Consider the following 13,421-nt stretch of genomic DNA (forward strand, 5'->3'; position numbering starts at 1 on the left):
CGGTGCGCGGGGGGCTCGCGGGGCGGGGCGTCAGTCGGCGCGGGCGGCGAGCAGCAGCCACGAGAGCGCGGGACCAGCGGCGGGCCCGCCGTCCCAGGCCACCCGCTCCAGCACCTGGGCGCGGCCGGTCGTGGCCAGCACCTGCGCGGTGCAGCCCCAGCGGGTCCGGTGCGCGGCCGCGGCCGGCTCGGGCAGCAGGGCCAGGACGGCGCAGAGGTGCGCCAGCTGGTCCACCGGCACCGGCCGCACCGCGCGCCCGGTCAGCCCCGCGCCCAGCCAGCCGCCCAGCGCCGCCACCCGGTCCCGGACCGTCGTGGACCCGGCGCCGCCGCCGTCCGGCCCGCCGCGGGCGGTGACGACCTCCAGCTCCAGCAGCGCCGCCTGGTCGGCCAGCGGGGCGGCCACCGGAGGCCGGTCGGCCGCGGCGGCCAGCCCGGCCAGGTGCTCCAGGACGGGGGCCACCGGACGGCCGGCCAGCAGCAGCGCCAGGCACAGCTGGGTGGCGGCGAGGCCCAGCCCGGGCTCGGGCGCACGGGCGGCCAGCACCGCCCGCTCCGCCCGGTCCAGCAGGCCGGCGTCGCGGGTCCGGGTGTGCTCGCCGCACAGGTAGCCGACGGTGCGCGGGTCCAGCGCGTCGTCCTCGGGCAGCCGCGCCGTCCGCAGGTCCAGCGCCTCCTCGGCCGTCTCGATGTCGGGCAGCACGGCGGCGGCCAGCGCCCGCTGCACGACGAGGGCGGCGTCGACGTCGGGCAGCCGGACGACGCCGGCGGAGGTGCGCGGCTGGTCCAGCGCGGCCAGCGCCCGCTCGGCGAGCAGGACGTCGAGGGTCGGGCCCACCCGCAGCTCGTAGGCGGTGGTGCCCCGCGCCGACCGCAGCTCGACGGGGTAGCGGCCGGGGCTGGCGGCGCTCAGCTCGACCTGGCCCCGGCTGTGCTCGGCCTCGAGCCCGCCGGCCAGCACCAGCGCCTCGTCCTCCCCCGCGTCGGCGACCACCACCTCGTCGACGACGAGGTCGAGCCGGCGGGGCACCTCGGGGTGCCGGCCGCGGCCGAGGCTGCGCGGACCGGGGTGCAGGTCCCACTGCCACTGCACGACGTAGCGCCCGCCCGGCTCCAGCCGCACCGGGCCGAGGTGCAGACCGTCGGCGTCGACGGCGGGCAGGGCGCCGCTGCGCAGCACGCCGCCCAGCAGCGGACCGGTGCCGTCGGCGGGCAGCACGGCGTAGGCCCCGGCGGCCCCGGCGGCGAGGGCCCAGGCCGGGCGCGCGGGCGGCACCCGCCAGGTCAGCAGCGGGTCGTCGAGGACGACGGCGTGGTCGCCGGGGGCGCTGAGCGCCACCCGCAGCCCCCAGCCGGCGACGAAGGTGTGCCGGACGACGAGGCCGAGCGACCCAGAGAACCAGGCGAGCTCGAGCTCGTCCTCGTCGGCCCGCACCTCGGGCGGTCCGGCCACCAGGGGCGTGCCGTCGGCGGCGTGCACGAGCAGCCCGCCGCTGACCAGCCGCTCGGGCCCGGCGCCCGGCAGGACGGCGGTCACGGTGCCGTCCGGGGCGACGCCGACCTCCGCGGCGCCGCAGGGGAACGTGAGCCCGCTCACGGCCGCGCCGCCCGCCCGCGGAGCGCGCGACACATCGGGTAACGAGTTGGTCTCGATTCCCGGCCGCCCCGGAGGGCGCGCCTAGCGTGGACCGCATGAGTGGTGCGTGGGCACCGGGGGCCAGGCCCTCGGGAACGCACGGCGGGGGAGCTCCCGGGGGGCACCCGTCCGAGTGGCGCGACGGATGGCCGCGCGACTTCGGGCGGGACGGTGTCTCCGGGCTGGTCACCCTCGACCGTGCGATGCGGGCTCGGGACGTGTCGCGTCCCGGCCCCGACGACGAGGAGCTGGCGGTGGAGGTGCTGGCCGACCTGATGGCCCGGGTCGACGGCCGGCGACCCAGCCGCACGTCCGCCTAGGGGCCGGTCCGGCGGTGCGCCCGGGGACCGGCCCGGTCGTGCGTGCACGGTCGGCTCAGGCCGTCCGGTCGCGCTCGTAGTCGGCGAGCAGGGCGATCCGCCGCGCGTGCCGCTCCTCCCCGCTGAACGGGGTGTCGAGGAACAGCCGGACCAGCTCCAGCGCCTCCTCCTCGGTGTGCATGCGCGCGCCGACGGCGACGACGTTCGCGTCGTTGTGCTGACGGGCCAGGGTGGCGGTGTCGCGGTCGTAGGCCAGGGCGGCGCGGGCGCCGACGACCTTGTTCGCGGCGATCTGCTCGCCGTTGCCCGAGCCGCCGATGACGACGCCCAGCGAGCCGGGCTCGGCGACGGCCGCCTCGGCCGCCGGGATGCAGTAGACGGGGTAGTCGTCCTCGGCGTCGTAGGCCTCCGGCCCGTGGTCGACCACGTCGTGCCCGTCCGCGACGAGGGCGCTGACCAGGTAGTTCTTGAGGTCGAAGCCGGCGTGGTCGGTGCCGATGTGTACGCGCATGGCAGCAGTCTGGCAGACGCCGCCGACGCCCCCACCGGCGCTGCGCCGCGCCCCCGGACGGCTCCCGGTGCCTAGGGTGGACGCCGTGCCCGCTCCCCCGCTGCGCCTGGACCGGCGCCGGCTCCTCGGCTGGGGCGGCGCCCTGGCCGCCGGTCTCGCCGTCGGCGGCTGCACCGGCGACGAGCCGCCCGCACCGGCGCCGTGGCAGCAGCGGCTGCGGACCGCGACGCCGGCCGGGCCGCGCCGGATCGGCGTCCTCGGCGACTCGGTCGCGTTCGGCTCCGGCAGCTCCTCGCCGAAGCCGCTGCACAGCCTCGTGGGCCTGCTGCGGCAGAGCCTCGCCCGCACCTACGGCGACGGCGGTACCGGCTGGCTGCTGCTCAACCAGCAGGCCTGGCCGGTGACGGCGCAGAACCGGGGCTGGGACCCCCGGCTGGTCGTCCACGGCCCGGTGACCAAGATCGCGGCGGGGCTGTTCCGGCGGACCTGCGCCGGCCTGCCCGACGGCGGCCCGGACGGCTCCCGCGCCCACGTCGAGCTGACGGCCGAGGGCCGGACCGCCACCACCCTGGTGCTGGCCCAGCCGGGCGGCCGCAGCCAGCAGCTGGTGTCGGTCGACGGCGGCGCCCCGGTCGCGCTGCGCAACGTCCTCACCGGCGGCCCGGAACCGGACGTCGCCCCGCGCGGCGGACCGGTGGCGGGCCACCTCGTCAGCGAGGTCGACCTCGGCTCCCCCGGCCGGCACACGGTGCGGGTCTGGGCTAGCGGCGGCCCGGTGCACCTGGTCGCCGTCGGCACCGGGACGGGCGCGGGCCCCTACGTCGTCGACGAGCTGGCCGTGGCCGGGGAGTCGCTGGAGACCTTCCTCGGCCCCGACGACCCGGCGCGCGAGAGCTTCTTCGGGCTGCCCTTCCTCGACACCCTGGCCGAGGACCTGCTGCTGGTGGAGCTGGGCGCCAACGACTACAACGCGGGCCGGCCGCTGGACGCCGTCGAGGCCGACCTGCGCCGCCTCGTCACCCGGCAGCAGGCCACCGGCGGCGACGTCGCGCTGTGCTTCCCGCCGGTCTCCAGCCCGACGCTGTACCGGCCCGGCACGCCGACCTACGCGGACTACACGACCCGCTGGACGGCCGTCGCCGACGACCTCGGGATCGGCTTCTGCGACCTCAGCCGGATCTGGGGCGACACCTTCGCCGAGGCGTCGGCGCTGCAGCCGCCCCGCTACGCCGACCTGCTGCACCCCACCGACGCGGGCGCCGCCGACCTCGCCGCGCGGGTGCAGGACTTCCTCGGCCTCTGAGCCGACGACGGGCTTGGGGTGCTCCCTACCCTGGCCGTGTGCCCGACCCGCTGACCCGTCGCCGCGTGCTCGGCCTCGGCGCGGGGCTGGCGGTCACCGGCCTGGCGGGCTGCGGCGCGGTGCCCGACCTCGGCGGCGGGGTCGCCGAGCGCGGGGAGAGCGCCACCTGCGTGCCGCGCTCCGCGCTGGGCTCCCACCGCACGGTCGGCGGGCTGCCGCTGGTCTACGAGCCGGACGGGCGGCGCAGCGCCTTCCGCTTCGACGCCGCCTTCCACGCCCGGCTGGGGACCTGGGCCGAGGGGCTGGCCGCGGTGCTGCCGTCGCCGCCGGAGCAGCTCAGCACCTACGGCAGCTGGACCGACGGCGGCACCGCCTGCGACTCCTGGCACCACGCCGGCCGGGCCTTCGACCTGGCCCGCGTCCGGCTGGCCGACGGCACCGAGGTGTCCTGCCGCCACGACCGCTGGCGCTCCCTCGACGGGGCCCGGCTGGACGAGGCCAGGCAGCGCTACTGGGCCCTCGCCGCCGGCCTGCACGCCCGGTTCTCCTACGTGCTCACCTACCTCTACGACGCCCAGCACGCCAACCACGTGCACGTCGACAACGGCCGCTCCGGCGACGGCGACCCCACCTTCAGCCCGCGCTCGGGTGTCCAGGTCGACGTCGTCCAGGCCGTCTGCCGCTACCTGTGGGGGCAGCCCGTCGAGCTGACCGGCTCGTGGGACGCCGCGACCCGCCGCGCGGCCGGCACGGTGCTGGACGGGCTCGGCCTCGACGACGACCTGCAGGCGCCGGGCAGCTGGACCGGCCTGATGTCCGCCGCCGCCGCGCGCGGCCGGGACTGACGCCGGACCCGCGGTACCCCGGGAACCGCTGACGGGTCGCGCGCCGCGCGTCCTCCGACGGCCCACCGCTCAGCGGTTCCGCACCGGCGACCCGCGAGCGGGTGACCAGCGGCGCCCCGCTCCCGACAGCGGTGTCAGGAGCGCGTGACAAGATCGCCCGCATGTTTCCCGACAACCTGACGCGCGCCGAGGCGCAGGCCCGCGCAGCCCTGCTGCGCACCTCCCGCTACGCGGTCGAGGTGGACCTGTCCGGCGCCGGCCTGCCCGACCCGGAGCGCGAGTTCGTCTCCCGCACCACCCTCTCCTTCACCGGGCTCGGGACGGGCTCGACGCACCTCGACCTCATCGCGTCCTCGGTGACCAGCGCCAGCCTCGACGGCGTCGCGCTGGACCCGGCGTCCTTCGCCGCCTCCCGGCTGCCGCTGGAGGTGACCCCGGGCGAGCACGAGCTCACCGTCGTCGCCGTCTGCCGCTACAGCCGCAGCGGGCAGGGCCTGCACCGCTTCGTCGACCCGGTCGACGGCCGCACCTACCTCTACACGCAGTTCGAGTCCTCCGACGCGCGCCGCGTCTACGGCTGCTTCGAGCAGCCCGACCTCAAGGCCCGCTTCACCATCGCCGTCGTCGCGCCGCAGGGCTGGCAGGTGGTCTCCAACGGCCACGCGCTGGAGCGCGAGCCCGCCGGTGAGGGCTTCGTCCGGCACCGGTTCAGCGAGACCGAGCCGATCTCCACCTACCTGACCGCGCTGGTGGCCGGGGACTACGTCAGCGTCACGTCCAGCTACGAGGCGCTGGCCGGCGAGCTGCCGATGGCGATCTACTGCCGCGCCTCACTGCTCGAGCACCTCGACGCCGACGAGATCTTCGCCGTCACCACCGACGGGTTCGACGTCTTCGAGACCCAGTTCGGCTTCCCCTACCCCTTCGGCAAGTACGACCAGGTCTTCGTGCCGGAGTACAACGCCGGAGCCATGGAGAACGTCGGCTGCGTCACCTTCCGCGACGAGTACATCTTCCGCAGCCGGGTGACCGCCGCCTCCCGTTCCCGGCGCCAGGACACGATCCTGCACGAGCTGTCGCACATGTGGTTCGGCGACCTCGTGACCATGCGCTGGTGGGACGACCTGTGGCTCAAGGAGTCCTTCGCGACCTGGGCGTCCAACTTCGCCGTCAGCGAGCTGGCCGAGGACAAGACGGCCGTCTGGGCCCGCTTCCTGCACGGCTTCAAGACCAACGCCTACCGCGGCGACCAGCTCCCCTCCACGCACCCGGTGGCCGCCGACATCCCCGACCTCGAGGCCGTGGAGTCGAACTTCGACCAGATCACCTACGCCAAGGGCGGCTCGGTGCTCGTCCAGCTGGTCGGCTACGTGGGCCGCGAGACCTTCCTCGAGGGCCTGCGCACCTACTTCGCCGAGCACGCCTTCGGCAACACCTCCCTCGACGACCTGCTGCGCGCGCTGGAGGAGGCCTCGGGCCGCGACCTCGGCGCCTGGTCGGCGCAGTGGCTGGAGCAGCCCGGCGTCAACCTGCTCGCCCTCGAGCTGGGCACCGAGGACGGCCGGATCACCTCCGCCGCGGTCCGGCAGACCGCGCACGCGTCCTGGCCGACGCTGCGCGACCACCGCATCGCCGTCGGGCTCTACGCCCGCGAGGGCGACGCCCTCACCCGCACCGACCGCGTCGAGGTGGAGGTCAGCGGCGAGCTCACCCCCGTGCCGGCCCTGGTCGGGCGCCCGCTCCCCGACCTGCTGCTCACCAACGACGAGGACCTGACCTACAGCAAGGTCCGCCTCGACCCGCACTCGACGCGGACGGCGCTCGCCGCCCTGCCGGGGCTGCCCGACCCGCTCTCGCGCGCCGTCGGCTGGCAGGCGCTCTGGGACGCGACCCGCGACGCGACGCTGCCCGCCGACGCCTACCTGGACCTCGTGCTCCGCGGGCTGACCCGCGAGACGGACCTGACGGTGGTCGGCAACCTGCTCGGCCAGGCCGCGGTGACGGCCGGCAGCTACACCCCGCCCGCCACCCGCGCCGCGACGGCGACCACCTGGCAGCAGGGCCTGCGCCGGCTGCTGCACGAGGCCGCCGCCGGCTCGGACCACCAGCTGGCCCTGGCCCGCGCCTTCGTCGGCGCGGCCCGTGACGAGGACTGCGCGGCCGAGGTCGAGGGCTGGCTGGACGGCCGCGACGTGCCGGCCGGGCTCGAGCTCGACCAGGACCTCCGCTGGGCCGTCGTCGCCCGGCTGGCCGGCCTCGGCCGCGCCGACGAGGCGCTGATCGCCGCCGAGGAGCGGGCCGACGGCTCTGTCACCGGCCAGGAGCGGGCCGCCGGTGCCCGCGCCGCCCGCCCGACCGCCGAGGCCAAGGCCGAGGCGTGGCGGCTCGCGGTGGACGAGGACACCATCCCCAACGCCCAGCAGAGCGCCATCTGCCTCGGCTTCTGGCAGCGCCAGCAGGACGCGCTGCTGCAGCCCTACGTGGAGCGCTACCTGCAGCTGGCGGAGGACATCTCGGCGAGCCGCGGGGTCTGGGCCACCAAGGGCGTCGCGCTGCGCAAGAGCGCGCTGCGCAACCTCTTCCCCTGGCCGGGTGACCTGCAGCCCTTCCTCGAGCAGCTGGACGCCTGGCTCGCGGACGCCGAGATCGCCCCGTCGGTGCGCCGGATCATCCTCGAGCGGCGCGACGAGGCGGTCCGCGCCCTGGCCTGCCAGCGCGTCGGGTCCGCCTGAGCACGGCGGCCGAGCCGGGCCGGCACCTCGCGCGGGAGGTGGCCGTCCCGGGGCCGTTCGCCGGGGCCGCGCTGCTGGACTTCCTGCTCCGGCACGCGGTAGCCGGGGTGGAGATCGGGGCGACGGCTGACGACGGGTCGGTCCGCTACGCCCGGACGCTGGGCCTGGCGCACGGGCCGGCGACGCTGGACCTGCGGTGGGCGGACGGCGTGCTCGCGCTGGCGGTCGACGCCGACCCGCGCGACCACGGCGAGGCGGTCCGGCGCGTCGAGCACCTCGTCGACGCGGCAGCCGAGCCGGCCGTCGTCGACGCCCACCTGGCGCGCGACCCGGCGCTGGCCGGGCTGGTGGCCGCCACCCCCGGGCTGCGGGTGCCGGGCGTGCTGGACCCCGCCGAGATGCTCGTCCGGACGCTCATCGGCCAGCAGATCTCCCTCGCGGCCGCGCGCACCCACGGGGCCGCGCTGAGCGCACGGCTGGGCTCCCCCGCGGCTGGCGGTGGTCCCGGCCTGGAGCGGCTGTGGCCGACGCCCGCGCAGTTCGCCGCGGTGGACCCGACGACGCTGCCGATGCCGCGGGCCCGGGGGCGCGCGCTGGTCGGGGTGGCGGAGCGGCTGCTCGACGGCCGGCTGGTGCTGGACCCGGCGCTGGACCCCGTCGAGGCCCGCGCCGCCCTGCTGGCCTGCCCCGGGATCGGGCCCTGGACAGCCGACTACGTGCTGATGCGGGTCTGGCACGTCCCCGACGTGCTGCTGGTCTCCGACCTGATCATCGGCCGGGAGCTCGCCGCCCTCGGCGCCGCCGACCCGGCGTCCTGGTCGCCCTACCGCTCCTACGCCACGCTCCACCTGTGGCACGCGTTCCTGCAGCGCTCGCCGACCTGAGGCTGCCGCTGCCTGAGCCTCCACCGCGGCCTGAGCCCGGACCCGCGGCCTGAGCCTGTCGAAGGCCCGTCGACGAGCTCAGGGGAGGGAGGACCGACGGCCTGGGCTGGGGGAACGGGCGTCAGGAGATGCGCGAGGTGTGCAGCGTCTCGGGGTGCCGGGCGGACTGGCCCAGCTGCTGGATGCCGTTGACGAGGCCGCCGACGACGTCGCCGGTCAGGAACGAGGTCTGCATGGAGACGGCGGCGAGGCGGCAGTCGAAGTCGTCGAGCACGCGGCGGGCCGTGGTGCCGGTGACGATCTCCAGGGAGCGGCCGGCCGGGTCGCAGAACACCAGGACGGTGCCGTCGGCGTCCTTCAGGCCGGCGTGCAGCCGCTCGGCGTGCCGGCGGACCGGGACCTCGCCCGGCCCGACGTAGACGGAGAAGGCGAGGCCGGAGATCTCCTCGGCGACCTCGACGGCGCGCTGCAGGCGGCGCTTCTCGACGAAGTCCAGCACCTCACCAGCGGGCACCGGCGCCACCCGTCGTCGCGTCGTCGTCGTGCTGGGCGCGCCGGGCCCGGCCGCCCTGCGGGGCGCCGTCGTCCTGGGCGTCCTGCGCAGCCCCCTCCGTGACCGCCCGGTGGCCGGCCTCGATGGACTCGCGGGCCTGCTGGCTCTGGATCGAGGGCTCGACCCGCTCGCCGTTGACCCAGATCGGCTGGTTGGCCACGGCGGGCGTGCCCATGTTGCCCTTGACGGCGTGGTGCACCCGGGTGAGCACGGCGATGACCGCGATGACCAGCAGCGGCGCCCCCACGAGCAGGCCGAGCACCTCGAGCAGCGAGGGGCTCGGGGCCTCCGGCCAGCCGGGCAGGGTTTCCAGAGGCACTAGCATGCTCAGGAGCTGATTCACCCTCCTACCGTAGCGGGAGGGCCAGCCCCGCCGTCACACGTACGTGGGTCGCGGGCGAGAAGAGCCCGCGCACGGTGCCTGAGGAGGATCACGTCGGTGGCTGAGCCCGCGACGACCACGTCACGCCTGGTCCTGGACGCCGACCAGATCCAGCGGACCTGTGCCCGGATGGCCCACCAGGTGCTGGAGGCCAACCGCGGCGCCGAGGGCCTCGTCGTCCTCGGCATCCCGACCCGCGGCGTCCCCCTGGCCGAGCGGCTGGCCCGCGCGATGGCCGACGTCGAGGGCGTCGACATCCCCGTCGGGGCCCTGGACATCACGCTCTACCGCGACGACCTCCGCCGCCACCCCACCCGGGCCGTCGGCCGCAGCCGGCTGCCGGTCGGCGTCGACGACGCCGTGGTGGTGCTGGTCGACGACGTGCTCTTCTCGGGCCGCACCGTCCGGGCCGCGCTGGACGCCCTCGGCGACCTCGGCCGGCCCCGCGCCGTCCGGCTCGCGGTGCTGGTGGACCGCGGCCACCGCGAGCTGCCGATCCGCGCCGACCACGTCGGCAAGAACCTGCCCACCCGGGCCGACGAGCGGGTCAGCGTCCGGCTCGAGGAGACCGACGGGGTCAACGAGGTCACCATCTCCCCCGGCTGGGACGGCGCCGGGTCCGAGCTGAGCACGCCCGACGAGGAGGGGACCCGCTGATGCGGCACCTGCTGTCCGCCGCCGACCTGAGCCTGGCCGAGACCTCGGCGATCCTCGACCTGGCCGAGGAGATGGCCCAGGTGCAGGCCCGGCCGGTCAAGAAGCTGCCCGCGCTGCGGGGCCGCACCGTCGTCAACCTGTTCTTCGAGGACTCCACCCGCACCCGGTCCTCCTTCGAGCTGGCCGGCAAGTGGCTCTCCGCCGACGTCATCAACGTCAGCGCCAAGGGCTCCTCGGTCTCCAAGGGCGAGTCGCTGCGCGACACCGTGCTGACGGTGGCCGCGATGGGCGTCGACGCGCTGGTCATCCGGCACGGCGCCTCGGGCGCCCCCGGCCAGGCCGCGCAGTGGGTCGACGCGCACGTGCTCAACGCCGGCGACGGCACCCACGAGCACCCCACCCAGGCCCTGCTCGACGCGTTCACCCTGCGCCGGCACTTCCGCACCACCGAGCCGGACCTCGACACCTTCGCCGGCAAGCGGGTCGTGATCGCCGGCGACGTCACCCACTCCCGCGTCGCCCGCAGCAACGTGCTGCTGCTGCAGACCCTGGGCGCGGACGTGACCCTGGTCGCCCCGCCCACGCTGATGCCCTCGGGCGTCGAGACGTGGCCGGTGACCACCAGCAGCGACTTCGACGCCGTGCTGCCCGAGGCCGACGCCGTGATGATGCTCCGCGTGCAGCGCGAGCGGATGTCGGGCGGCTACTTCCCGACGCCGCGAGAGTACACCGTCGGCTACGGCCTCACCCGCGCCCGGCTGGCCAGCATGAGGCCCGGTTCGGCGATCTGCCACCCCGGCCCGATGAACCGCGGCCTGGAGATCTCCGCCGACGCCGCCGACGCGGCCAGCTCCCTGATCCTCGACCAGGTGGCGGCCGGCGTGGCCGTGCGGATGAGCGTGCTCTACCAGCTGCTGGGCGGCGAGGACGCCCCGGCGACCCCCCGAGGAGATCTCTGATGCCCGACGTGCTGGTCACCGGCGCCGACCTGCTCGGCGCCGGACGCGCCGACCTGCTGCTGCGCGACGGGCGCTTCGCCGACCCGGCGACGGCCGGCCCCGACGTCGAGCGGGTGGACGCCGACGGCCTGGTCGCCCTGCCCGGCCTGGTGGACCTGCACACCCACCTGCGCGAGCCGGGCCGCGAGGACGCCGAGACCGTGGCCAGCGGCACCGACGCGGCCGCCCGCGGCGGGTTCACCGCCGTGCTGGCGATGGCCAACACCAACCCCGTCACCGACACCGCCGAGGCCGCGGAGCACGTCGCCGCGCTGGGCCGGCGCGACGGGCACGCCCAGGTAGTCCCCGTCGGCGCCATCAGCAAGGGCCTGGCCGGGGCCGAGCTGGCCGAGCTGGGCCTGATGGCCCGCTCGAGCGCCGGCGTCCGCGTCTTCTCCGACGACGGCCACTGCGTCACCGACGCCCGGCTGATGCGCCGGGCGCTGGAGTACGTCCGCGCCTTCGACGGCGTCATCGCCCAGCACGCGCAGGACCCGCGGCTGGCCGGCCCGGACGCCTGCTGCCACGAGGGCGAGCTGTCCGGGCGCCTCGGCCTGCCGGGCTGGCCGGCGGTCGCCGAGTCCACCGTCGTCGCCCGCGACGTCCAGCTGGCCGCGCTCACCCGCTCCCGGCTGCACGTCTGCCACGTCTCGACCGCGGAGACCGTCGACGTGCTGCGCTGGGCCAAGGCCCGCGGCGTCGACGTCACGGCCGAGGTGGCCCCGCACCACCTGCTGCTGACCACCGCGGAGGTCGCCGGCTACGACCCGACCTACAAGGTGAACCCGCCGCTGCGACCCGACGAGCACGTCGCCGCGCTGCGCGAGGCCCTCGCCGACGGGACGCTCGACGTCGTGGCCACCGACCACGCGCCGCACGCCCGGCACGACAAGGAGCACGCCTTCGCCGACGCCGCCCCGGGGATGCTCGGGCTGGAGACGGCCCTCGCCGTGGTCCTCGAGACGATGGTGCTGCCCGGCCGCCTCGGCTGGGGCGACGTGGCCCAGCGGATGTCCGCCGTCCCCGCGCGCATCGCCCGGCTCACCGGCCAGGGCCGCCCGCTGGCCGTCGGCGAGCCCGCCAACCTGACGCTGGTCGACCCGGCCGCGCGCGCCGTCGTCGACCGGGCCGGCTCGGCGTCGCTGTCCCGGAACAACCCGTGGCACGGGCGCGACCTGCCCGACCCGGTGGTCGCCACCTTCTGGGCCGGCCGGGCCACCTACCGCCGGGCCTGACCGCCCGGCCGCCCGGGCGTCACCTAGGCTGACCGCCTCGGGGATCGTCGCCAGTCCTGGGAGACCCCGATGACCTCGCTGCTGCCCGCCGACCACCGGGCCCCAGCCGCCCCGACGGCGCTGCGGGAGGTCCTGGACCACGACGGGATCCGCTCGGTCTACCAGCCGCTGGTCGAGCTGGCCACCGGACGGCTGGTCGGCTACGAGGCGCTCGCCCGCGGCCCGGTGGGCCCGCTGGAGCGGCCCGACCACCTCTTCGCCGCCGCCCGCGAGCACGGCCTGCTCGCCGAGCTGGACGCCGCCTGCCGCCGGTCGGCGCTGCGCGGCGCCGTCGGTCAGGGCCTCGTCGCCCCGCTCACCCTGTTCGTCAACGTCGAGCCCGAGGTGCTGGAGAGCGCTCCCCTCGACGACCTCGTGGCCCTCGCCGCGCAGGCGCCCGGCCGGCTGCGGGTCGTGCTGGAGATCACCGAGCGCGCGCTCACCGCCCGTCCCGCCGAGCTGCTGCAGACGGTGCAGCGGGTCCGCGAGCTGGGCTGGGGCGTGGCCCTGGACGACGTCGGGGCCGAGTCGGCGTCGCTGGCCTTCCTCGAGGTCGTCCGGCCGGACGTGGTGAAGCTGGACCTCCGGCTGGTGCAGCAGCGGCCCGACCGGGCCGTCGCCGAGATCATGAACGCGGTCAACGCCTACGCCGAGCGCAGCGGGGCGCTGCTGCTGGCCGAGGGCATCGAGACCGAGCAGCACCGGCGGGCCGCCGAGGCGCTGGGCGCGACGCTCGGCCAGGGCTGGCTGTTCGGCCGCGGCACCGACCACCCCGCCGGTCCGGACGCCGTCGACGTCGCGCCGCTGGCCCTGGCGACGTCGGCGGACCCGGTGCCGCCGGGACCCCGGGTCACCCCCTTCGACTGCCTGCCCGCGGGCACGCCGCTGCGCCGCTCCACCAAGCGGCTGCTGGTGCAGCTGAGCATCCAGCTGGAGCGGGAGGCCCGACGGCTCGGCGACACCTGCGTGGTCGGCGCGACCTTCCAGCACGCCCGGCACTTCACCCCCGACACCGCGCGCCGCTACGCCGGGCTCGCCGCGGGCACGGCCTTCACCTGCGTCCTGGGCGAGGGGCTGGGCGACGAGCCGGCGCCCGGGCTCCGCGGCGCCCCGCTGGCCGCCGACGACCCCGTGGCCGACGAGTGGGACGTCACCGTCCTCAGCCCGCACTTCAGCGCCGCGCTGCTCGCCCGCGACCTGCGCAGCGGCGGCCCCGACGGCGAGCGCGAGTTCAACTACGCGCTCACCTACCGGCGCGAGACGGTGGTCGCGGCCACCCGGGCCCTGCTCGGCCGGGTCGCCCCGCGCCGCTGACCCCCGCCAGGGG

Annotated in this window: 12 protein-coding genes; 8 read left to right on the forward strand and 4 right to left on the reverse strand. The window is 76.7% G+C overall.

Features of this window, described 5'->3' with window-relative positions:
- Nucleotides 1-30 precede the first annotated feature (30 nt).
- Both JOF54_RS21795 and JOF54_RS05695 read right to left on the reverse strand, forming a co-directional pair.
- Nucleotides 31-1,596, reverse strand: a complete 1,566-nt coding sequence (locus tag JOF54_RS21795; protein WP_210053787.1) for a hypothetical protein — start codon at nt 1,594-1,596, stop codon at nt 31-33.
- Nucleotides 1,597-2,010: 414 nt separating this feature from the next.
- On the reverse strand, nt 2,011-2,466 hold the full coding sequence (locus JOF54_RS05695; RefSeq protein ID WP_210053789.1) for a ribose-5-phosphate isomerase: 456 nt from the start codon (nt 2,464-2,466) through the stop codon (nt 2,011-2,013).
- Nucleotides 2,467-2,551: 85 nt separating this feature from the next.
- Here JOF54_RS05695 and JOF54_RS05700 point away from each other — a divergent pair, with 85 nt between their 5' ends.
- The 4 genes from JOF54_RS05700 to JOF54_RS05715 all read left to right on the forward strand — a co-directional run bounded on the left by JOF54_RS05700 (nt 2,552) and on the right by JOF54_RS05715 (nt 8,230).
- A complete protein-coding gene (locus JOF54_RS05700; RefSeq protein ID WP_210053790.1) occupies nt 2,552-3,769 on the forward strand; it encodes a GDSL-type esterase/lipase family protein in 1,218 nt (405 codons plus the stop codon).
- 38 nt (nt 3,770-3,807) lie between these two features.
- Nucleotides 3,808-4,614: an extensin family protein gene (locus JOF54_RS20745; RefSeq protein ID WP_210053792.1), complete on the forward strand. Its 807-nt coding sequence runs from the start codon at nt 3,808-3,810 to the stop codon at nt 4,612-4,614.
- A gap of 161 nt (nt 4,615-4,775) precedes the next feature.
- Nucleotides 4,776-7,346: an aminopeptidase N gene (pepN, locus tag JOF54_RS05710; RefSeq protein WP_210053794.1), complete on the forward strand. Its 2,571-nt coding sequence runs from the start codon at nt 4,776-4,778 to the stop codon at nt 7,344-7,346.
- Between the two features lie 38 nt (nt 7,347-7,384).
- Nucleotides 7,385-8,230, forward strand: coding sequence for a DNA-3-methyladenine glycosylase family protein (locus tag JOF54_RS05715; protein WP_210053795.1), 846 nt, complete (start codon nt 7,385-7,387; stop codon nt 8,228-8,230).
- A 121-nt stretch (nt 8,231-8,351) separates the two neighbouring features.
- Here the strand turns inward: JOF54_RS05715 and JOF54_RS05720 are convergent, their stop codons facing one another.
- Together JOF54_RS05720 and JOF54_RS05725 are read right to left on the reverse strand one after the other, a co-directional pair.
- Entirely contained in the window at nt 8,352-8,744 is a 393-nt protein-coding gene (locus tag JOF54_RS05720) for a DUF5130 family protein (RefSeq protein ID WP_210053797.1), read from the reverse strand.
- Complete coding sequence (locus tag JOF54_RS05725; protein WP_210053799.1) at nt 8,731-9,108, reverse strand: hypothetical protein; 378 nt, start codon at nt 9,106-9,108, stop codon at nt 8,731-8,733. Before JOF54_RS05725 ends, JOF54_RS05720 begins: the two co-directional genes overlap by 14 nt.
- 114 nt (nt 9,109-9,222) lie before the next feature.
- Between JOF54_RS05725 and pyrR the strand changes: the two genes are divergently transcribed.
- From pyrR to JOF54_RS05745, 4 genes are all read left to right on the forward strand, one after another.
- Nucleotides 9,223-9,822: a bifunctional pyr operon transcriptional regulator/uracil phosphoribosyltransferase PyrR gene (pyrR, locus tag JOF54_RS05730; protein ID WP_210053801.1), complete on the forward strand. Its 600-nt coding sequence runs from the start codon at nt 9,223-9,225 to the stop codon at nt 9,820-9,822.
- Complete coding sequence (locus JOF54_RS05735; RefSeq protein WP_210053803.1) at nt 9,822-10,781, forward strand: aspartate carbamoyltransferase catalytic subunit; 960 nt, start codon at nt 9,822-9,824, stop codon at nt 10,779-10,781. Before pyrR ends, JOF54_RS05735 begins: the two co-directional genes overlap by 1 nt.
- Complete coding sequence (locus JOF54_RS05740; protein WP_210053805.1) at nt 10,781-12,055, forward strand: dihydroorotase; 1,275 nt, start codon at nt 10,781-10,783, stop codon at nt 12,053-12,055. Before JOF54_RS05735 ends, JOF54_RS05740 begins: the two co-directional genes overlap by 1 nt.
- Before the next feature lie 69 nt (nt 12,056-12,124).
- Complete coding sequence (locus tag JOF54_RS05745; protein WP_210053807.1) at nt 12,125-13,408, forward strand: sensor domain-containing phosphodiesterase; 1,284 nt, start codon at nt 12,125-12,127, stop codon at nt 13,406-13,408.
- The last annotated feature ends 13 nt before the right edge of the window (nt 13,409-13,421 follow it).

The organism is Microlunatus capsulatus (genome assembly GCF_017876495.1).
GTDB lineage: Bacteria > Actinomycetota > Actinomycetes > Propionibacteriales > Propionibacteriaceae > Microlunatus > Microlunatus capsulatus.